Consider the following 20,189-nt stretch of genomic DNA (forward strand, 5'->3'; position numbering starts at 1 on the left):
CACCGGCCTCTGGATCACCGACTCCGCGAACGAACCCGACCCCCAACGGGCCCTGGAAAACATCCGCACCACCTACAAAGCCGGCGACACCGACCTCGCCTGGACCCGGCTGACCAACTGGCGGATCCAACTCGCAGCAGTCCTGGACCAGGTCGATTCCTCCCCCGTGACCGCCGTCGCCGTCGAAGGAGCCTCCGACTCCCCCTCCACCATCCTGCTCGCCGCCTGGCTCACCCTGGCCCTGGACGCCCCCGTCACCATCGTCGCGGACCCCGCCGGAACCGGCATCCGCCGCGTCCGGCTCACCCGCCCCGGCGGCGACGTCCAACTCTTCCGCCCAGGACTGTCCATCGCCGAACTCACCCAACCAGGACAACCCGCCCAACGCATCTCCCTCCCACGCCGCAGCCTCAAAGACTGCCTCGCCGAAGAACTCCGCCGCCTCGACCCCGACGAAGTCTTCGGAGAAGCCCTGCGGAAGGGGCTGGGCGCCAGTCGGACCCAGCCTAAGCTGGCCGAGGTTCAATTCGCCTGAACAGGGAGGTCATACGACTTCTGGGCAGTTAACGACCGTGTCATGCGGGCCATCAAAGTGCCCCAGACCCTCTGAAACAAAGGCTCCCAGCGCGAGCGGGCCGCACCCCTCGTTGCGGGGTGCGGCCCGTTCGTCACCTGCGTGCCAGATGAGACGGCGCTCAGTCGAAGCCGTGGCAGTAGACCTTGCGGATGGTCTCGGTGACTTCCCAGCGGCCCGTCCAGTCCTTGGGCTGCACGATCACGTCTCCGCCGGTGATGTCGTAGCTGTTGCCGGTGGCGTAGTCGGTAACGGTCGCGCGGCCGCTCACGATGTAGCACACCTCGGTGTCCTCGCGGGGGGTCACTTCCCAGCCGCCGGGCTGGCACTCCCAGACACCGGTCTTGATGGCGGTGTCGAACTTCAGGATCGCCGTCTTGGGGTCACCCGAGTCGTAGTTGGGACGGTGGCCGTTGGGCTCGAGCTCCCCGGTGATCTTGGCGGCAGGTACATACACGTACGGACGCATAAAACTTCTCCTTCTGTTGTGCTGTCAATTGTTGACAATCGTAGCCGATGCCGCAGTGGATGTCATCTGGCAGCACCACCACGGTGAATCGAAGGTCCCAACGCATCACCAGGAAAACCCGTAGGAGCCGTGGCCAGGCCGCACCCCACCCCGTTCATCGCGTGCGCAGATGCTTGCGCTTCCCTGCCCAAGAATTGCACGCGAGCTATGGAAAACCATGGGAAGTCTTGATCCGGCGGCGGGATGGTTAATCCAGCAGCACCCCAGTGATACAAACCACTGGCGGCGAAGACAATAAGCGGCAAGCGCGGAGCAGGATGAGCCATGAAACGGATAACACCACCCCGGGCCCTCGGCCAGTCCTCATGCACCGGCACGAACGTTAGAGTTTCAAGCGGAATCATTGCCGCCACCACAGGACGGCGGACCCCATCTCCTGTTCCGCAGACATGGACCTCCGGCTGCTTTCACGACGGAGACCTCTGGCCCGACTGCCGCGACTGAAAACCTGCCCCATGACCCCATTAAGGCGTGCAGCTTGGCACACCACGATGACAACCATCCCCTGCGCCATCCTGCTGGCCGAGTGCTCGCTCCTTGGGAATGGCCCGGCAGCCAACCCGACGGACGCTGACCCAATCAACGCATCCCGCCCGACCAGCGCCGAAGGACCCTTCCCGGTGACCTCCGTCACCGACGGGGACACTATCAGGGTCACCATCGAGGGCAACTCGACCCGCGTCAGACTCATCGGCATCGACACCCCGGAGGCCGATCCCCACAAACCAGTCCAATGCTTCGGAATACACGTACGAGACGTCCTATAAATACAGGGACACCTTCCGCGACGCCGAACAGGCGGCCCGCACTGCCGAACGTGGGCTATGGAGCCCAGCCACCTGTGCCGGCAACACCACCTGACAGGCTTTCGTCACGGTCCAGCCTCGGCGCGGCGGGCGCCTGCCGGGTGTCCGAACTGACGCGTCCCCGTTCGAGCGTGATTACACGGTCTGCACGTTCGATATCCCTCAGGTCATGGGTTGACTCGATGACTGCCACACCGCGCCGCAGTTCTTCTTCAACCGCTGACCGAATCAGCTGGTGTGCTGCCCCATCCAGGCCGGCCGTGGGCTCGTCCAGGATCAGGATGTCCGACTCCTGCGCCAGCCCTTGCGCTACGAGTGTGCGCTGGTGCTGACCGCCGGAGAGTTCGCTGAGCTGGCGGCCGGCAAGGTCCTCAATCCCCATCCTCATCATCGCCGCCGCGACCACCCGCCGGTCCAGGGCCCGCAGCGGCAGCAATCCCCGCCGGTGCGGCCACCTGCCCATCTCCACCGCCATGCGGACAGTGCACGGCATGGACTCAGGTGTCCGGGTTTGCTGGATGACGAAAGCGGGGCGGCGGCTGGCAGTGACGGATACTGCCCCCTGCGTCGGCCGCAGTACGCCTGCCGCGAGGGCGAGCAGCGTCGACTTCCCGGAGCCGTTCTTGCCCGTCAGCACTGTGTGCATGCCCGGCTCGAAGCTCAGCGAAACGTCCGCTAACGCCTGCCTGTCAGGGTAGGCATATCCAGCATTCCTGAAGATCACCGAAGACACTGCATCTCTTTCCTTATTGCGAACAAGTATCATTATCTACTGTACGATGATCCACGATGGAATGGTTACTTGATCCCCTAAGCGCTTCGTTCGTCCAACGTGCCGTGCTCGGCGGCGGCCTTGTCGCAATTGTCTGCGGCATAGTCGGAACCTGGGTGGTGGTGCGGGGAATGGCGTTCCTTGGCGACGCAATGTCGCACGGGCTGCTGCCCGGAATTGCCATCGCGTCGCTGCTGGGCGGCAACCTCATCGTCGGTGCAGCGCTGAGCGCTGCGGTGACGGCGGCCGGGGTCTCGGCCATCACCCGGAACCGTCGGGTCTCCCAGGACACCGCCATCGGGCTGCTGTTCGTCGTCATGTTGTCGCTCGGCGTCATCATCGTGTCCGCCTCGGGGTCGTTCGCCGTGGACCTTACGGGCACCTTGTTCGGCGACGTCCTGGCCGTCGAAACGAAGGACATCTTCGTGTTGTGCGTCGTCGGCGTCGTCGTCCTTGCGGCAGCTGCGATCTTCCACCGCGCCTTCATGGGGGCAGCGTTTAACCAGCAGAAAGCGGCGACCCTCGGGCTGCGGCCCCGTCTGGCCCACTTTGTCTTGCTGTGCCTGATCACCCTTGCTGTGGCTTCGTCGTTCCAGGTGGTCGGAACACTCCTGGTTTTTGGCCTGCTCATCGCCCCACCCGCGGCTGCCCTGGTGTGGGCAAAGTCGATCCGGGCTGTCATGATCCTCGGCTCTCTGATCGGCGTCGCCAGCGTGGTCATCGGTCTCTGGATCTCCTGGTATGCGTCCACGGCCGCCGGCGCCACCATCGCCCTCACTGCCGCTCTGTCCTACTTCGTCTCCGCCCTTGCCCGCGCCATGGTCCGCAAAGATGCCATGCTCCACCGCGCCACCGTCAGCAAAGAGGGCCAGGCCGCACCCGCCGTCGAACCCGCGCCAATCCGCACGCCCGCATCACAGCCAGAATTGGAGCCGCATTCCAATGCATCGCACCACCCCTAAACTCCCTTTCCTTCTGCTTTGCCTTCCGCTACTGCTCTCCGCCTGCGCGGCATCCGGTACTGGCAACCCAGCCGCTCCGGGCGCAGGCACCACGCCCCATGGCTATGTCGCCGGCGCGCAGGAGAACCCGGAGCCGCAAAACGGCCTGCTCACCTTTGACCGGGAGACCGGGGAATCGCAGCTGCTCTCCCTCCTGACAGACGAGACGACCGACGCCGGCACGTTCGGACCCGTCGACGCAGTCCGGCTGGATGGCCGCTACGCCCTGGTCACCACGCAGGATGGCGTCACGGTGTTCGACGCCGGTGCATGGACAGTGGACCACGGTGACCACGTGCACTACTACAGCTCAACGCCCGGTCCGGTTGGCGCCATCACCATTCCTGACGCTGGCGCTGTGGCCGGCGACGGCAAGTCCATAGCGGTGTTCTCCGAATCCGGCGGTTACGCATCCATCTACAGGCACAAAGACCTGGACGAACGCCACGTTGTCGAGTCCGCGCGAATCACCACTACACCGCACCAGGGCAGTGTGATCCCCTACGAGGGGCACTTCATCGCAAGTATTGCCGGCGACGGCCCCGCTCCCGTAGCGGTGGAGGTCCGCGACGCCGAGAATCACACGGTGCTCGCTGAACAGCCGTGCGCCGGTTCCTCGGCCCACGCCACGACCCGGGTGGGCGTGGTGCTGGCCTGCGCGGACGGGGCCCTGCTCATTACCGAGGATGACGGCCAGTTCGCCGCCGAGAAGATCCCCTATCCGGCCGACGCCGCCGGAATTCCGCCCGCCACAAGCCTTGAGCACCGCAAGAGCTCCAACGAACTCGCCGCACCAGCGGGCGACGGCGGCATCTGGCACCTGAATGTGTCAAAACGATCCTGGACATACCTGAAGACCCCCGTTCCGGTGGTCACTGCCTCCGCTGTAGGGGATACAAAACGGGTGCTGGCCCTCGGCGTCGACGGTTCTCTGATGACCCTCAATCCGTCCTCCGGAGAAGTGGCCGCCCAGGTGACAATGCTGGCACCCCTTTCGGCACAGGCCGATGCCGTACCGGAGCTCCGCATCGATACCGCGCGGGCCTACCTCAGTGATCCTGATGGATCGGCGATCCGCGAAATCGACTATGCGGACGGGCTCCGGGTTGCCAGGACCTTCGACGTTCCGGCTGCCGACATGATGCTGGAGACCGGACTGTGAGGCGCGGCACAAGAGCGAAGATGGCCGCGGCCCTCCTGACGCTTGGCCTCGCGCTGAGCGGCTGTTCGGCGGCAGCGGCGCAGCGGCCCACCGTCGTCGTCACTACTAACATCCTGGGCGACATCACCAGCAACCTGGTGGGCGAGGAAGCCGACGTCGTGGTGCTGATGGAATCCAACGCCGATCCGCACTCCTTCGGCATCTCAGCCAAACAAGCCGCGGTCATCGAGAACGCGGATCTTGTCATCCACAACGGCGCGGGCCTGGAAGAGGGCGTCCTAAACCACATAGAGGCCGCCGCAGCAGAAGGCGTCCCCACACTGGCGGCGATGGACGCCGTCGAGCCCCTGAAGTTCACCCACGACGACGGCGACAGCGCAGACGACCCGCATTTCTGGACCGACCCCTCCCTAGTGGGGCTGGCCGCAGAGAAGATCGCAGAAAACGTCATTGAGCACGTGGGCGGAGTAGACAGTTCTGTCGTGCGGTCCCAGGCTGTCGGCTACGTGGCCGAGTTGGACAAACTTGACGCCTCCATGGAGGAAAGCTTCGCCGCCATCGCCCCCTCCAGGCGCAAGCTCATCACCAACCACCACGTCTTCGGCTACCTGGCACACCGGTTCGGTTTCGACGTCATCGGCGCTGTCATTCCCAGTGGCACCACACTCGCCTCGCCCAGTTCGGCAGACCTCCACGACCTCACGTCCAAGATCCGGGCCGCAGGCGTCGTGGCGATCTTCGCGGACTCCTCCCAGCCGGAACGCCTGGCTGACGTGCTAGCCGCCGAAGCGGGCCAAGGCATCGAAGTGGTACCCCTCTTCACCGAATCCCTGGGAGCACGAGGGTCCGGTGCCCACACCTACCTCGAAATGATGCGTTCAAACACCGACCGCATCACCAAAGCACTGTCCTGAACCATCACCCACCAAGAAAAGGAAACACCCATGCATCACCGCACTATCCCCGCGCGCCTGCTTGCGGCCCTGGCCGTCTCCGGCCTGATGTTGACCGGCTGCGGCTCCAACGCAACCCCGGCCGGCAACACCACCGCCGAGCCGGCCAGCGCCTCCACGGTGGCCGAGGCTACCCCACGCCTCGTCACCACGTACGACGGCGGCATCAAAGTTTTGGACGGCGACTCCTTCGAGGTGCTGGGCGACTACCCGATGGAAGGCTTCAATCGCGTGAACCCCGCCGGGGACGGGCGGCACGTCATCATTTCCACCACCGAGGGCTTCAAAGTGCTGGACACCGGCGTCTGGAGCGACGGCGGGAAGCACTACGCCCAGGAACCCGCTATGACGGACATTTCCTTCCCCACCACCAAGCCCGGCCACGTGGTCCGCCACGACGGCAAGACCATCCTCTTCAGCGACGGAACCGGCGAAGTGACCGTCTTCGAATCCGAGGACCTCGGCGACGGCCAGCCCAAGACCGAAACCCACAAGGCCGCAGAAGCCCACCACGGTGTCGCCGTCGAGCTTTCCAACGGCGAACTGGTCCTCACCGTGGGCAACGAGGAGGAACGCCCCGGCATCGTTGTCTTCGACAAGGACGGCAAGGAAATTGCGCGGAACGAGGACTGCCCAGGTGTGCACGGCGAGGCGACCGCCGCAGGGGAAGCCGTGGTCATCGGATGCCAGACCGGCGTCCTGATCTACGCGAACGGCGAGATCACCAAACTCGAGAGCCCCACGGACTACGGCCGAATCGGCAACCAGGCTGGTTCTGAAGAATCCGAAATCACGCTTGGTGACTACAAGCAGGACAAGGACGCCGAACTGGAACGCCCGGAGCAGATTTCCCTGATCAACACCAGGACCAAGGAACTCACCCTGGTGAACCTGGGAACCAGCTACAGCTTCCGCTCGCTGGCCCGCGGCCCCCACGGTGAAGGGCTGGTGCTGGGCACGGACGGCGCCCTGCACGTGATTGACCCGGACAAGGCGGCCGTTACGAAGAGCATCCCGGTGGTTGCCCCGTGGGAGGAGCCGCTGAAGTGGCAGGAAGCCCGGCCCACGATCTTCGTCAACGACCACACGGCCTACATCACCGACCCGTCCACCAAGACCATCCACGCCGTGGATTTCGAAGCCGGGAAGATCACCAGCACCGGGACCCTGGACACCACGCCAAACGAACTCACCGGCGTCACCGGATAGTAGCTGGCCCGCTACTGACGTCGCGGGTCTGAACGCAAGGGAACTGCGCCGCAACAGTGCGCAGCTCCCTTGCGTTTTCTTGCGGAAGCCAGCGTTACCTTGAGTTTCGCCGCTTTTCGCCCAAGCTGTATAGCTGTTATACAGTTTTTACGTGATACATGAAGCGGTGACAGTTGCCGACGCTGTCCGTACCCGGCTTGAGCGCAGCCTCCTGGCCGGAGACTACTCAGCCGGAGCGCAGATCAAAGACAGTCACGTGGCCGAGACGTTGGGCGTGGCGAGGCCCACTGCCCGCGTTGCGGTTCAGGGCCTCATCGCTGACGGCTTCCTGGAACGTGAAACCGGGCGGAGCGCAAGGGTCCGCCGTTTCTCCGTCCAGGACGTGGCAGACATCTTCCGTGTGCGCCGACTCATCGAATTTGAGGCGGTCCGCTCGGTTTGCCAGGGAGCGGACACGGAGCGTATCCGGAAATCCTTGGCGAAGTTTTCAGAGGTCCGGGATGATCAGGATTGGGAAACTGCGGCACAAGCTGACATGGGCTTTCATGCGGCAGTCGTGGCAGCTGCCGACTCGCCACGGCTGAGCAGGCTCTTTCAGTCGATTTCCACCGAGATCCGCCTCCTGATGGCACTTCTTCGCCCCCGGTATCTCCAGGTATCCACGCTGCATGATGAACACACCGTGCTGCTGCAAGCCCTCCTCGCCGGCGTCCCGGAAGAGGCATTGCAGCTTTGGGCGGCCCATTTGGACGACGCCGAAGCGTTCCTGAGCACCAGAATCCAGGAAGAACCGGCCCAGGGGCACTAGGTCGCCCCTGCCACCGGCTCGCAATGATCGGCGGTCGTTCCGCCCTCACTCGCCGGTCAATGGCTTCTCGATTTTCATCAAGACCGTTCCATAAAAACCCAGTGGAAAGCGCACCATGCATTCAACGTTCACCGCCCCGGAACACGCACCGATCCTGGATAGGCTGCGGGCCGCGGGTGTGCCCGTGGAAGCCTCGGGTCACAGGCTGGCCGCCTACTCCTACGATGCGTCCAACTACCGGATTCCGCCTGTCGGCGTCGTATTTCCGCGCAGTGTCGACGACGTCGTCGCCGTCATTGCGTTGTGCCGGGAAACCGAAACGGCCCTGATCAGCCGGGGCGGAGGGACGTCCATGGCTGGCAACGCCATTGGCCCGGGAATCGTGCTGGACTTCTCGCGGCACATGAACCGCATCATCACCATCGATGAGGCGGCAGGAACCGCAGACGTCGAAGCCGGAGTTGTGCTGGCCCAGCTCACCCGCGAAACCGAACTCGCAACTGGCGGGAGCCTCACGTTCGCCCCCGACCCGTCCTCAAAGAACCGTGCCACCATCGGCGGCGCCATTGGCAATGACGCCTGCGGCAATCACTCGGTCCGCTACGGACGGACGTCCGACCACGTCCACGAGATTGACGTCGTCACCTCCGATGGCGCCCTTCTTACCGCATCAGGCAAAGGCGTCAGGGCCACCAACCCGTCCGACGCTTACTCCGTTTCCCGCGCGTTCCAGTTGGGCGAGGACTTCAAAAAGCTCGCCCAGGACAACCTGGCTGCTTTCCGCCGTGAACTTGGCCGCATCCAGCGCCAGGTCTCCGGCTACCACCTTGCCAACCTGCTGCCGGAGAACGGCCTCAACGTTGCGAGGGCACTGGTTGGCACCGAAGGAACCTGCGCCGTCGTCGTCCGCGCCCGCATGAAACTTGTCCCCAAGCCATCCAGTGCGCTGCTGGTCTGCCTCGGCTACGCCGACGTCGTCGATGCCGCCAAGGACATCGAGACCATTCTTGACTTCTCACCGGCAGCCGTCGAGGGCATCGATGAGGCCATTGTGGATACCATGCGGCTGCGCCGCGGAGACGACTCCGTCCTGGGGCTTCCCCGCGGCAGGGCGTTCCTGTATGTGGACCTCGACGGCGACGACCCGGACGAAGTGGCCCGCCAGGCCGCCCTGCTATTGGAAAGGCTGGCCGGAAACGGCCGCCTGGTGGACGGGTGCGCTGTTCCGGATTCCACTGAACGCGCTACGTTGTGGCGGGTCCGGGAGGACGGCGCAGGCCTGTCGTCCAGGCCCGCCAGTGGCGGGGAGTCCCTGGCCGGCTGGGAGGATTCCGCTGTTGCCCCGGAGAACCTGGCAGCCTACCTGGCCGATTTTCGGACGCTCCTGGACGAGTATGGGCTCACCGGGATCATGTACGGACACTTTGGTGCGGGATGTATGCACATCCGCATCACATACGATCTGCGCACGGAAGAAGGCCGCAGCGTGTTCCGCAAGTTCACGCATGCCGCCGCCGAACTTGTTGTCCGCCACGGAGGTTCCCTGTCCGGAGAACACGGTGACGGACGTGCCCGCTCAGCGCTGCTTTCGCAGATGTACTCCCCCGCCATGCTCGCCGCATTCGAGGAGTACCGCAGACTGTGGGATGGGGCTGGGATCCTGAATCCGGGATCGATCACCGATGCCGATCCGTTTGACGCCAACCTGGCCCTCGACGGTGTCCCCGAGCGTGAGTGGAGGACACACTTCGAACTCCGGCCCGTCGAGGCAGCCGCAGCCGGAGCCGACCCCTGGGTACATGCCGTCCAGGCGTGCATCGGCGTCGGGAGATGCCGTTCAGACTCCGGTGGAGTGATGTGCCCCAGCTTCCGCGCCACAGGGGACGAGAAAGACTCAACACGTGGACGCTCCAGGGTGCTCCAGGACATGGTCCGGGGTGCCCGGACCGTCGACGAAGGCTGGAAGTCTGAGGACGTACGCGAGGCACTGGACCTGTGCCTGGCGTGCAAGGCCTGCTCCAACGACTGTCCTGCAGGCGTGGACATGGCCAGCTACAAATCGGAGTTCTTCTCGCACTACTACGAGGGGAAATTGCGGCCCATGTCGCACTTTTCCCTTGGCTGGTTGCCACGGTGGCTCAAAATCACCACATTGATCAGCCCCTTGGTGAACCTCGTGCTGGCCAGCCCGCTCGGGAACCTCGTGGCCGCTGCCGGTGGCCTCACCACCGAGCGGAAGATGCCGAAGTTTGCTTCCCGGAAGATGCTTCGCGACGCCCTCGCCCCCCACAGCACACCGACGAAGGCAGCCGACGCCGTGCTGTTCGTTGATTCGTTCACCAAGGGTTTCAGGCCCGAAGTGGCCGGGGCAGCAGCCCGGGTCATGGAAAGCACGGGACGGCAGGTCGGCTGCGAATCCGACGCCTGCTGCGGCCTGACCTGGATCTCCACCGGTCAACTCGACACCGCAAAGAAGCTCATGGGCAAGGCCGTCGCGAAGCTCGACGACGGCAGCGATGCACCGATCGTCGTTATCGAACCGAGCTGCGCCGCCGCCTTGAAAAAGGATGCGCCCGAACTGCTCGGCACCGAGGCGGCCGAACGCGTATCCCACCGGATCCGCAGCTTCGCCGAAGCCGTGAATGAATGGGTCGACGCAGGGTGGACGCCACCGGCCGTACCCACGGACGTGACTGTGCAGACACACTGCCACGAGTACTCAACCTTCGGGGCCACCGTCCAGCGCAAGGCTCTCGCCGCCCTCGGCGTCGCCAACGTCACCGAGGCGACCGGCTGCTGCGGGGTCGCCGGGAACTTCGGCTTCGAAGCCAACCACTACGACATCTCCATGAAGGTCGCTGAACAGGCGCTGGCTCCGGCCCTTGCCCGCACCGCCCGGGACACCCCGGTCCTCGCCGACGGCTTCAGCTGTGTAATGCAGGTCAAGCAATTGGAACCGGAGCGCAAAAGCCTTCACCTCGCCGAACTCCTTGATCCCCGCAACACCGTCCCTCAGAGCAAGCCATAACCGAAAGAGAGAACCAATGAGCCTCACAACCAACGTCACTACGCCGCTGATTACTGCGGACGCTGACAGCCTGCGTCACGCGGATGCCGTCATCCAGTCCATCAAGCTGCCGGGCCAGGGCATCGCGGTGCAGGACCCTGCCACGGCCGAAACGATCGCCCACGTGCCCGACGCTGATGTTGAGTCTGCACTTGAAGCTGTAGGCAAGGCCGACGCGGCAGGAGCTGCCTGGTCAAACACTTCCCTTCGTCAGCGCGCGGACGTGCTGCACGCATGGTACGACAAGCTGGTCGCCCACACCGAAGACCTCGCACACCTGATCTCGCGCGAAATGGGCAAGCCCCTGGCCGAGGCCCGCGGCGAGGTCAAGTACGGCACCGACTTCGTGCGCTGGTACGCCGAGGAGGCAGTGCGCCCCGCAGGAAACTTCCGCGACACCCCGGACGGCGGCGCGAGCCTGCTGACCCGCCGCTCCCCCGTGGGCCTGGCGGTACTGATCACGCCCTGGAACTTCCCGTTGGCCATGGCCACCCGGAAAATCGCACCGGCGCTGGCGGCAGGATGCCCCGTCGTCATCAAGCCTGCAACCCTTACTCCCCTGACGACGTACTTCGCCGTCCAGCTCGCCATCGAAGCCGGCGTGCCCGAAGAACTGATCCAGGTCATCACCACCTCCAAGTCGGGGGCCTTCAGCGAAGCCGTCCTGCTCGACCCCAGGGTCCGGAAGGTTTCGTTCACCGGGTCAACGCCGGTGGGCCGCCAGCTCCTGAAGCTCGCCTCCCAGAACGTGCTCCGCAGCTCCATGGAGCTCGGCGGCAACGCACCGCTCATCGTCTTCAACGACGCCGATCTCCAGCGCGCCGTGGACGGGACGTTCGCCGCGAAGCTGCGCAACGGCGGACAGTCCTGCATCGGAGCCAACCGCATCTACGTCCAGGACGGCATCGCCGATGATTTCGTCGCGGCGCTCACCGAACGCTTCGCCCAGGTGGCCGTCGGAAGCGGCCTCGGACAGCAGACCGGACTCGGTGCACTGATCGATGACCGTGCAGTAGCCCAAATGCAGGCCTACACCGACAACGCCGTGAGCCTGGGCGCCAGCCTGCTGACCGGCGGCCACGGATACGACTCGGCAGGCAACTTCTTCGCCGCGACCGTCCTGGACCACGTCACCGAAGATTCCGACGTTGCCACGTCCGAAATTTTCGGTCCCATCGCCGCGATCCAGCGGTTCAGCGCAGAAGACGAAGCGGTCACCCGGGCCAACGCGACAGAATTCGGCCTCGCCGGCTACGTCTTTACCGAAAACCTCGACCGTGCCCTGAATGTCGCCGATCGCCTCGAGACCGGAATCGTCGGAATCAACCAGGGCGTTCCTTCCAACGCCGGCGCCCCCTTCGGAGGCATCAAGCAGTCAGGCCTCGGACGCGAAGGAAGCGCCGAAGGCCTCGAAGAATACGAAAACATCCGTTTCTACAACGTAGCGCGCCGCGCCACTGCCTAGTATTCACCTCCCCTCGTTGAGGCCGGTGCCAGTATTGGTGCCGGCCTCAACTATGGGCTGCTGGATGGCAGGAACTCAGAGTCCGACGCCGTCGCCCACCAAAGCTGGCCACCTCAAGAAAGGTGCGGGAGCAGCGGAAGTCCGGTGGCGCCGTCGGCTGTAAATTGTTGACAGTTTACGATAGGCTGGAGTTCCAGATTTGTGGTCATGACCACACACCGCCGGTACCGACGCCCGAAGGGCCCGGGATATGGCGCCCGGGTGGGCGGGCGCAAGAAAGGCAAACAAAATGCGACAAAGTCGTCGCTTCTCTGTAGGCAGGGTGCCGTGCTCACCCTGATCGTCCTTATTGCCGCTGCAATGATGACCAGCGCAAGTGCTGTCTTGCCTGTGCAATGGCCCGCGTCACGAACAGGCAACCGCACAAAATCCAACGTGCCGCTGCTAATTGTCGGCATTGTTGCCCTGGGTTCGATCCTTCTCGCAATTCATGTTCAAGTGGGTGCGTTGCAATGACTGATGCGAAAATTCCTGGCGCAGCCCCATCACCGAGGGGGCCTGAGATGGTGTTCCACGACCCCTTCGCCCATGACGTGCCCAAAAGTCTTGCAGGCATCCCTTTTCATAATTCACCCAAACCACATCGCGCGGAGCGGAAACATGCAGGCAGGAGACAACCTGCCGCCCGAGCCGCCGCGATAGAAGCTGTTTCGCGGGAGCTCAAACTCCTTGCTCTCAGCAAAGGAATCTCGGCGGACTAGTTTCCGTCCGTCGACTCCCATAAACCCCGCCCCATCATTCGGAATGGTGAGGTGGGGGTTACGCGGTTTGACGTTCTATCTTTTGACGGACGCTGGCTGCACCGGTGGGAACGAAACGGCGAATGACGATTGCCGTTGTCGCCCCCAAGATGGACAGGAGGAGCCAAGGATCGAACGCGGTGATTGTTGGCGTGTAGGCGAGTTCGTAGAGGGGTGCCAGTGCGGCGTTCCCCAGGACGACGGCCAGCCCTCCCGCGCGAACAGATGAACAGCCTCAACGACGGCTATTGCTCAATTGAATTCCCGACGTAGCGGCAGGAGCCTGCACATGGATGTCAGTACCGACTCCGAATTTATTGATGCCGTCGCTTCGGAGAGTGGGCTCCTGGAAGAACAGTCCCAGCTCGCCGATTCGACTGTTTTGGAGCTGCTTAAAGGGTCTTATGGCCTGAGGGGTGCACTTGTCCGGATTCCCACGGAGAAGGACGAGACGTTCCGGCTCCGCGTTCCCGGCCGAACTTGGCCATATCATGTTCACCTGCACCGGGTCCGAAGCCAATGACCTCGCCATGCGCGTGGCCAAATATGTCACCGGAAACCAGGGCATCATCGTCACCTCCGGCGCTTACCACACCTCCGGAACCAGGTACGCGCAGCGATCGCCGACCTGCACCGGCACGGCATCGGACTGGCGGCCTTCATTGCCGACAGCATCTTGAAGTCCAGCCCGGCTTTGGCCGCACTGGAGCGGAATGGTGGGGCTTCCAACGCCACGGAATCGTTCCGGACATCGTCACCAGCGGCAAGCCGATGGGCAACGGCATTCCTGTTGCGGCATCCATCTTCAAACCCGAACTGCTGGTCGAGTTTGGAAAGAACATCCGCTACGTCAACACCTTCGGCGGAAACTCCGTAGCCATCGCCGCCGCCCAGGCCGTCCTGGACGTGATCCGCGAGGAATCGCTGATGGAAAACGCCCACAAGGTCGGCGACAAAATCATCACCGGACTCAAAGACCTCGCCCAGGGCCTGGAGCAGGTCGCAGAAGTCCGCGGAAGCGGCTTCTTCATCGGTGTCGACCTCGTCACCGACCGGGCCACACTCACACCCGACGGGCAAGCCGCCACCGGCATCGTAAATTCCCTCCGTGCGTGCCACTGTGGGTGTCGCAAGCCTCGCGCGGGACTACGAGTTTGAAGTCGAGGTCACGGTAAGCCAGCAGCCTTCCGCGCGTGGGCAGAACTCTGTCCCTGCGCGGAAGGCATTGGGTGGCTATGGAACAAGCTGTGGCTCCCTGGAGACGTCCCCATACTGTTGCTGCTGAGCAGGATTGCAAACGCCCGAATTTCTGAGGGAAGGCTGGCCGCCGGGGAGTCTCACCTGAAAGTAGCAGTGATCGGCGTCGGGACGATGGGCGCACAGGTTCTGTGGCAGCTCAGCCGCCGCGGCGTGGATGTGACCGGATTCGAAACGTATGGCCATCCCCGTGGCGCAGCCGGAGGCGGGAACCGGCTCTTCCGGAACATCGAGCTTGAATACACCGGTAGTCGCCACCGTTAATTCCGGGCGGATGAAACCTCCACGGACGTCGAGGATCGCGACGTCGCCGTCGTACATCCTGAACTGCGGAAAACGGATAGCAAGCTGCTCAGCGTCAAACACCTCCTAGTCGACGCCCGTCTCTTCGGCGCTGCGGCGCGACTGGCGCAAAGGTGCGGCGCGAAGCTAGTGCCTAACGGCGCCGTGCTCGATGTGCGGGGAACGCCCACGGGGGCCATCGTCGCCACCGACTCCGGGGAACAGCATTTCGACCGGGCCGTTGAGTGCGCCGGCAGATGGACGGCAGAGCTTTTGCCGCGGTTTGCCGGATCGTTGAAACACGAAGCCGATATCCACCTGGCACTTTGGCGCAGATCCTGAATATCTATCCGGGATTCTCCCTTTCCCGCTATCTTCCTGGCCTTGACCTGGACCCCATGCGCACCGAAACGTACCTGGAGACCTACACAGCAACCCGCCGGGAGTGGAGCGGACCCCATCCGGCCATGGACAACGTCATCGTGCTTGCAGGATCCTCCGGACACGGATTAAATGTGCCCGGGCATCGGAGAAATCGGCAACAATCTGGCCTAAACGAACCTTCACCCGTGGACATCGGTTTCTTGCGGAATCCCGAGGTTGATACTAGGGACGGCTGGAAGGACACCTCTGAGCACACCCCGAGGTCCCGGGATTCGGCGGCTGCAACATCCAAAGAACCGTTGACAACTTACCTGGCACCAGAGTATTGTCGACAATCGACAGCAAGTCACCAAGTTTCGTCGACAATCGACGAGAATCAAGAGTTGGAGGATCAAATGGCATTCGAATTCGAAACCAAGCCCAAGTTCGTGACGTTCGACATGAACGGAACACTGATCAAGTTCGCCATTGCCGACGCGACCCGTGAAGTCCTGGGCGACAGGCTGCCGCCCGAGATCGCCGATGAGTACCTGCAGGCCACCAAGGCCTACCGGATCGACGAGTGCATGGGCGATTACAAGCCGTTCCGCCAGATCATCGCCAACTCCATGGAACGCGCCTCGCGCAGGCTCGGCTTGGAGTACCGTGAAGCCGACGCCCAGGCGGTCTACGAGATTCTTCCCACCTGGGGCCCGTACCCGGGTGTGACTGAGGCACTGAACCGCCTGGCCGAGGAATTCCCGCTGGTCATCATCACCAACAGCGACACCGCGGATGCTGCGCGCCTTTCAGCGAACCTGAAGGCCCCCTTCGACGTTGTCATCAGCGCCGAGGAAATGGGCACCTACAAGCCGCGGCTCGGTGCGTTTGAGTACATGTTCGACAAGCTGGGCGTGACACCGGATGAGATCGTGCACGTCTCCGCGAGCCCGATGTACGACCACCGCTCCGCGGCCATCATGGGCATCAAAAACAAGGTGTATGTCGACCGCGGCTTCGAGCACGACGAGCACTGGCTTGGCTACGAGCGAATCACCGACATCGCCGATCTCCCCGTCCTCTTCGGCCTGCCGCGTCCTGCAGCCTCCTAGAGAAAACTGAGTAAAAGATGAGTCAGCCACTGCCGCAAACCGTGAAGGGCGACTCGGCATCACATCGGCTCCAAGCCCTCGGAATGAAGCTGCCCGTCCTCGCTGATAACGCGTACTACGTCCAACACCGGGCGGTGGACTCCAGCATCCACATCTCCGGCCAGCTGCCTTACAAGGACGGTGAGCTGCTGCGCCAGGGCGTAGTCGGTCGGGATGTCGATCTGGAGACGGCCCGGGACCTCGCCCGTCATTGCGTGCTCAATTGCCTCGCCGCCGCTGTGCAGGCGGTGGGCAATCTGGACCGGGTCCGGATTGTGCAAATGCTGGTCTTCGTGGCCAGCGCGCCGGACTTCGGCCTCCAGTCGCGGGTGGCTAACGCGGCCAGCGCGTTGCTCATCGAAGTGTTGGGTGAGAACGGACGGCACGCCCGCACTGCGATCGGTGTGGCCGGGCTGCCGCTGAACACTCCTGTAGAGATCCAGATGATCTGCACGGCCGTTTAGCGACGGGCACGACGGCGGTGCTGTCCCAAGGTGGCGGTGTGCGGGGCCCGCTGATGCGGGTCCCGCACTTTCAGCATTCGAGGACATCAGCACTGGCTGCCCCTCGACGTTCATAGACAGAATCATGAGGAGTACAGCGTGAACCGCATTCAATCAGCACTCGAGGCTCTCCTCGGGCGAATCGACACCCCGGCACCGATCGTGCTGACCGACGTCATGCAGGAGAACATCGACCGCATGCAGGCCTTCGCCGTCGACCAGAACCTGGACGTCAGGCCCCACGTCAAGACGCACAAGTGCGTCGAAATCGGCCGGCGCCAGGTCAAGGCCGGGGCGGTCGGAATCACCGCAGGTAACGTCGGTGAGGCCGAGGTCTTCGCCGCGGCCGGGTTCGCCGACATCTTTATCGCCTACCCGATCTGGGCCGCCGGAACGAAAGGGCCGCGGATCCGCAAACTGGCCGGAACCACCCGGCTGCGGGTCGGCGTCGACAACCTCGCGGCCATCGACGCCCTCGCCGACGCGATGGGAGAGGACGCTGGACGGCTGGAGGTCGTGGTCGAGGTCGACTGCGGAGCCCGCCGCTCGGGTGCGCCGGCGGATGCAGCCGGCGAACTCGCCGCCGCCGCACGCAACCGCGGCCTCGTGCCGGCGGGTGTGTTCACCTACCCCGGCCACGGCAGCGCCGGCCCGGACGCCCGGCAACGTGCCGCTCTGGACCAGGAAACAGCGCTCACCACCGCGGTGCGCAGTCTCGCCGCTGTAGGCATCACCCCGGAGGTGGTCAGCGCGGGCTCCACGCCTACCGTGGAGTTCTCCACCAGCGGTGTGATCACCGAGATCCGGCCAGGCGAGTATGTGTTCAACGATCTGAACAACACCCGGCTCGGCGCCTGCACCGAGGACCAGATCGCCCTGTTCGTCGCCGGCACCGTAGTCAGCGACTGGGTTTCCGACCAGGTCATCCTCGATGTCGGCACGAAGGTCCTCGGCCGCGAGGGCAGCCCCGAGCGCGGCTTCGGTGGAATCGCCGGCACGACGGCCACCCTCTCCAAACTCAACGAGTACCACGGATTCCTCCCGCTGCCCGAGGGTTTCCGCCCCAGCGTCGGTACCGTACTCCCGGTCGTGCCAAACCACGTCTGCCCGGTAGTGGTCAACTTCGAGGAATACATCGTCACCGACAGCACCGGCACCACCCTGGAACGCTGGCCCGTCGACGCCCGCGGCTTCCTCAACTAACCAGACCGGGCCGGTCACCCCCGGACGGGACTTCCGTCCCCGAGCCCGAAACCCAAGCACCTTACCCACGATGGAGTGACTGACATGAGACTTGATAAGACCACAGCCCTGATCACCGGCGCCAACAGCGGAATCGGGCAGGCAGTGTGCTCCCAGTTCCGCCGCGAAGGGGCACGCCTGCTGCTGACCGGCCGCAAGGAGCAGATCGACAGCGCGCAGCCCGGGGACCTGTATGTTCCGGGAGACCTCAACAACGAAGCTTTCGTTGAAAGGCTCGCGCACGAGGCCGCCGAAGCCTACGGCACCGTCGACGTCGTCGTCCTCAACCACGGCCTGCAGGTCAGCGGTCCGCTGACCGAGATGTCCTACGAGGACGCGAAGAACGTGCTGCACAGCAACCTGCTCAGCTCCTTTCTGGTGTTGAAGCACTTCGCTCCGCTGATGCCGGCTGCGGGCGGCTCGTTCGTCCTCGTCAGTTCCAGGCTGGGCATGGTCGGCAAGCCCGATGAAGTCCTGTACTCCGCGGCCAAGGGCGGCCTGATAATGCTCGCGAAGGGCGCAGCCATCGAGTGGGCCGAGCGGAACATCCGCGTGAACGTCGTCGCACCAGGCCTCACAGCCACCCCCATCATCGAAGCATCGTTCCAGCGCAGGGAAGACCCCGAGGCCTACCGCCGCCAACGCGAGGGCCAGATCCCGCTCCAGCGTTTGGCCACTCCCGAAGAGGTCGCAAACGCCGTTCTCTTCATGGCGTCGTCGGAATCCTCCTACATCACAGGAGCGGTCCTTCCCGTCGACGGCGGATACACCGCCGCCTGAACACCACACCGGTTCCCATACACAACGAAGGACAAGTCATGACAGCCCTTGCGGCAACACCCCGAAACGGAGAGCTCGGCTTCTGGATGGCCGGACTCGCGGACAAGAGGCCCTCGTACCCCCGCTTCACCGGCGACGGCTCAGTAGACCTGGCCATTATCGGTGGTGGCTACACAGGCCTGTGGGCAGCGTACTTCGCAAAGAAGCTCGAGCCCTCACTCTCGGTCGCGGTTTTTGAAGCAGAACAGATTGGCTACGGCGCATCCGGCCGGAACGGCGGTTGGCTTTCTGCGATGCCTGCGGGAAACCGTGCCACGTTCGCCCGCGCGTCCGGCGGAGGGCTGGATGCGAGCCGGGCCTTGCAGCAGGAGTTTGTCGCCAGCGTTGATTCGGTCCTGGATATTCTCCAGGCCGAGGGCATTGACGCGGATCAGAACAAGGGCGGCGCACTCGTCGCCGCCCACACCAGGTCGGGGCTGGGCCGGCTGGTGAGCAGGTGTGACGCCGACTGGAAGTACGGGCTGAGCGAAGACGATGTCCACCTGCTGGACCGGGACGAGTTCCAGAGCAAGATCAGCATCTCCACCGTCCACGGCGGGCTGTTCTACAAACACTGCGCCCGCATTCATCCGGCGAAACTCGTCTACGGCCTCGCCGACACCCTGGTCTCCATGGGGGTCAGCATCTACGACGGCAGCCGGGTGGACCGCATCGACGGCAAGACCCTAAAACTGGCCAACGGACAAGTAACCGCTGCCAAAACGTTCGTCTGCACCGAAGGGTATTCCGGACAGCTGCTTGGCAGCAGGACCCTGATACCGATCAATTCCTCGATGATCGTGACCAAGCCGCTGTCCGAAGAAGCATGGGAGGAGATCGGCTGGAACGGGCCCCAGTGCCTTAACGACTCCGCACACACCTTCATCTATTCGCAGCGAACAGCGGACGGCCGCATCGCCATAGGCGGCCGAGGTAAGCCCTACCGCTACGGCTCCGGCACAGGAGGCGCGGGGTCAACACCCCAGTCCACCATTGACCTGATCTCCACAAAGCTCCGCTCCTTCTTCCCCGGCATCCCCTTCGAAGTGGAGCACGCCTGGTCCGGAGTCCTGGGCGTCACCCGTGACTGGAACGGCGGCGTGCACTGGGACCACGCAGCCGGGATCGGATCGTCCACCGGCTATGCAGGACACGGCGTCACCGCAGCCTACGTCGGCGGCCGAACCCTCGCGGAACTGGCCTTCGAGAAGGAAACCGAACGGACGACGCTTCCCTGGGTCGGCTACCGCGCACGGAAGTGGGAACCCGAACCCCTCCGCTGGCTCGGTGTCCACGGCATGTACCGGCTCTTCGGCATTGCCGACCAATGGGAAGAACGCAGGGACTCCACAAAGACCTCACTCCTGGCCAAATTCGGCAGCAGACTCGCCGGACTACACGAATAGTCCGTCCACCAAAACTCTCA

The 20,189-nt window shown here is 63.9% G+C and carries 20 protein-coding genes; 17 read left to right on the forward strand and 3 right to left on the reverse strand.

Annotation, left to right across the window (positions count from 1 at the left end; genetic code table 11):
• On the forward strand, positions 1 to 535 hold a 535-nt coding region (locus tag AU175_RS00590), incomplete at its 5' end, for a glucose-6-phosphate dehydrogenase assembly protein OpcA (RefSeq protein WP_197496993.1).
• Positions 536 to 695: 160 nt separating this feature from the next.
• Here AU175_RS00590 and AU175_RS00595 read toward each other — a convergent pair.
• Positions 696 to 1,043, reverse strand: coding sequence for a cupin domain-containing protein (locus tag AU175_RS00595; RefSeq protein WP_066285085.1), 348 nt, complete (start codon positions 1,041 to 1,043; stop codon positions 696 to 698).
• Between the two features lie 551 nt (positions 1,044 to 1,594).
• Between AU175_RS00595 and AU175_RS22100 the strand changes: the two genes are divergently transcribed.
• Complete coding sequence (locus AU175_RS22100; protein WP_156642094.1) at positions 1,595 to 1,870, forward strand: thermonuclease family protein; 276 nt, start codon at positions 1,595 to 1,597, stop codon at positions 1,868 to 1,870.
• A 55-nt stretch (positions 1,871 to 1,925) separates the two neighbouring features.
• On the opposite strand, the gene aztA is transcribed toward AU175_RS22100, so the two are convergent.
• A complete protein-coding gene (gene aztA, locus AU175_RS00605; RefSeq protein WP_231938407.1) occupies positions 1,926 to 2,642 on the reverse strand; it encodes a zinc ABC transporter ATP-binding protein AztA in 717 nt (238 codons plus the stop codon).
• Positions 2,643 to 2,698: 56 nt separating this feature from the next.
• Here aztA and aztB point away from each other — a divergent pair, with 56 nt between their 5' ends.
• The 10 genes from aztB to AU175_RS22110 all read left to right on the forward strand — a co-directional run bounded on the left by aztB (position 2,699) and on the right by AU175_RS22110 (position 14,304).
• Positions 2,699 to 3,643: a zinc ABC transporter permease AztB gene (gene aztB, locus AU175_RS00610; RefSeq protein ID WP_066285089.1), complete on the forward strand. Its 945-nt coding sequence runs from the start codon at positions 2,699 to 2,701 to the stop codon at positions 3,641 to 3,643.
• Complete coding sequence (locus tag AU175_RS00615; RefSeq protein ID WP_066285091.1) at positions 3,624 to 4,844, forward strand: hypothetical protein; 1,221 nt, start codon at positions 3,624 to 3,626, stop codon at positions 4,842 to 4,844. Before aztB ends, AU175_RS00615 begins: the two co-directional genes overlap by 20 nt.
• A 20-nt stretch (positions 4,845 to 4,864) precedes the next feature.
• Positions 4,865 to 5,758 (forward strand): zinc ABC transporter substrate-binding protein AztC, encoded by an 894-nt coding sequence (aztC, locus tag AU175_RS00620; RefSeq protein ID WP_066285092.1) that lies wholly within the window; start codon positions 4,865 to 4,867, stop codon positions 5,756 to 5,758.
• A gap of 30 nt (positions 5,759 to 5,788) precedes the next feature.
• Positions 5,789 to 7,006 (forward strand): zinc metallochaperone AztD, encoded by a 1,218-nt coding sequence (gene aztD / locus AU175_RS00625; protein WP_066285093.1) that lies wholly within the window; start codon positions 5,789 to 5,791, stop codon positions 7,004 to 7,006.
• A 151-nt stretch (positions 7,007 to 7,157) separates the two neighbouring features.
• Entirely contained in the window at positions 7,158 to 7,814 is a 657-nt protein-coding gene (locus AU175_RS00630; protein ID WP_082978929.1) for a GntR family transcriptional regulator, read from the forward strand.
• Between the two features lie 115 nt (positions 7,815 to 7,929).
• Complete coding sequence (locus AU175_RS00635) at positions 7,930 to 10,842, forward strand: FAD-binding and (Fe-S)-binding domain-containing protein (RefSeq protein WP_066285096.1); 2,913 nt, start codon at positions 7,930 to 7,932, stop codon at positions 10,840 to 10,842.
• Between the two features lie 16 nt (positions 10,843 to 10,858).
• Positions 10,859 to 12,346, forward strand: coding sequence for an NAD-dependent succinate-semialdehyde dehydrogenase (locus tag AU175_RS00640; RefSeq protein WP_082978930.1), 1,488 nt, complete (start codon positions 10,859 to 10,861; stop codon positions 12,344 to 12,346).
• Positions 12,347 to 12,673: 327 nt separating this feature from the next.
• Positions 12,674 to 12,862 (forward strand): hypothetical protein, encoded by a 189-nt coding sequence (locus tag AU175_RS21550; protein ID WP_156642097.1) that lies wholly within the window; start codon positions 12,674 to 12,676, stop codon positions 12,860 to 12,862.
• A 775-nt stretch (positions 12,863 to 13,637) separates the two neighbouring features.
• Positions 13,638 to 13,826 (forward strand): hypothetical protein, encoded by a 189-nt coding sequence (locus tag AU175_RS22105; protein WP_231938620.1) that lies wholly within the window; start codon positions 13,638 to 13,640, stop codon positions 13,824 to 13,826.
• A gap of 58 nt (positions 13,827 to 13,884) precedes the next feature.
• Complete coding sequence (locus AU175_RS22110) at positions 13,885 to 14,304, forward strand: aminotransferase class III-fold pyridoxal phosphate-dependent enzyme (protein WP_231938588.1); 420 nt, start codon at positions 13,885 to 13,887, stop codon at positions 14,302 to 14,304.
• Positions 14,305 to 14,379: 75 nt separating this feature from the next.
• On the opposite strand, the gene AU175_RS21555 is transcribed toward AU175_RS22110, so the two are convergent.
• Positions 14,380 to 14,769, reverse strand: coding sequence for a hypothetical protein (locus AU175_RS21555; protein WP_156642099.1), 390 nt, complete (start codon positions 14,767 to 14,769; stop codon positions 14,380 to 14,382).
• 695 nt (positions 14,770 to 15,464) lie between these two features.
• Here AU175_RS21555 and AU175_RS00660 point away from each other — a divergent pair.
• The 5 genes from AU175_RS00660 (at position 15,465) to AU175_RS00680 (ending at position 20,169) form a co-directional block, all read left to right on the forward strand.
• Positions 15,465 to 16,160 (forward strand): haloacid dehalogenase type II, encoded by a 696-nt coding sequence (locus AU175_RS00660; RefSeq protein WP_066285104.1) that lies wholly within the window; start codon positions 15,465 to 15,467, stop codon positions 16,158 to 16,160.
• A 17-nt stretch (positions 16,161 to 16,177) separates the two neighbouring features.
• A complete protein-coding gene (locus tag AU175_RS00665; RefSeq protein WP_066285106.1) occupies positions 16,178 to 16,663 on the forward strand; it encodes a RidA family protein in 486 nt (161 codons plus the stop codon).
• Between the two features lie 138 nt (positions 16,664 to 16,801).
• The gene (locus AU175_RS00670) at positions 16,802 to 17,905 is read left to right on the forward strand and encodes an alanine racemase (RefSeq protein ID WP_082978931.1); all 1,104 of its coding nucleotides are present in this window, start codon (positions 16,802 to 16,804) and stop codon (positions 17,903 to 17,905) included.
• Between the two features lie 84 nt (positions 17,906 to 17,989).
• On the forward strand, positions 17,990 to 18,724 hold the full coding sequence (locus tag AU175_RS00675) for an SDR family NAD(P)-dependent oxidoreductase (protein ID WP_066285108.1): 735 nt from the start codon (positions 17,990 to 17,992) through the stop codon (positions 18,722 to 18,724).
• A gap of 38 nt (positions 18,725 to 18,762) precedes the next feature.
• Positions 18,763 to 20,169 carry an NAD(P)/FAD-dependent oxidoreductase gene (locus AU175_RS00680; RefSeq protein WP_197496994.1) on the forward strand — a complete coding sequence of 469 codons (1,407 nt, stop codon included), beginning with the start codon at positions 18,763 to 18,765 and terminating at the stop codon, positions 20,167 to 20,169.
• Positions 20,170 to 20,189: the final 20 nt, after the last annotated feature.

This window comes from Arthrobacter sp. B6 (assembly GCF_001663775.1).
Classification (GTDB): domain Bacteria; phylum Actinomycetota; class Actinomycetes; order Actinomycetales; family Micrococcaceae; genus Arthrobacter.

Coding starts and splice junctions, on each gene's coding strand:
- AU175_RS00660 (WP_066285104.1), top strand. CDS start 15,465: ATGGCATTCGAATTCGAAACCAAGCCCAAGTTCGTGACGTTCGACATG.
- AU175_RS00640 (WP_082978930.1), top strand. CDS start 10,859: ATGAGCCTCACAACCAACGTCACTACGCCGCTGATTACTGCGGACGCT.
- aztD (WP_066285093.1), top strand. CDS start 5,789: ATGCATCACCGCACTATCCCCGCGCGCCTGCTTGCGGCCCTGGCCGTC.
- AU175_RS00595 (WP_066285085.1), bottom strand. CDS start 1,043: ATGCGTCCGTACGTGTATGTACCTGCCGCCAAGATCACCGGGGAGCTC.
- aztC (WP_066285092.1), top strand. CDS start 4,865: ATGGCCGCGGCCCTCCTGACGCTTGGCCTCGCGCTGAGCGGCTGTTCG.
- aztB (WP_066285089.1), top strand. CDS start 2,699: ATGGAATGGTTACTTGATCCCCTAAGCGCTTCGTTCGTCCAACGTGCC.
- AU175_RS00665 (WP_066285106.1), top strand. CDS start 16,178: ATGAGTCAGCCACTGCCGCAAACCGTGAAGGGCGACTCGGCATCACAT.
- AU175_RS00675 (WP_066285108.1), top strand. CDS start 17,990: ATGAGACTTGATAAGACCACAGCCCTGATCACCGGCGCCAACAGCGGA.
- AU175_RS00635 (WP_066285096.1), top strand. CDS start 7,930: ATGCATTCAACGTTCACCGCCCCGGAACACGCACCGATCCTGGATAGG.
- AU175_RS22100 (WP_156642094.1), top strand. CDS start 1,595: ATGACAACCATCCCCTGCGCCATCCTGCTGGCCGAGTGCTCGCTCCTT.
- AU175_RS22105 (WP_231938620.1), top strand. CDS start 13,638: ATGTTCACCTGCACCGGGTCCGAAGCCAATGACCTCGCCATGCGCGTG.
- AU175_RS00615 (WP_066285091.1), top strand. CDS start 3,624: ATGCATCGCACCACCCCTAAACTCCCTTTCCTTCTGCTTTGCCTTCCG.
- AU175_RS00680 (WP_197496994.1), top strand. CDS start 18,763: ATGACAGCCCTTGCGGCAACACCCCGAAACGGAGAGCTCGGCTTCTGG.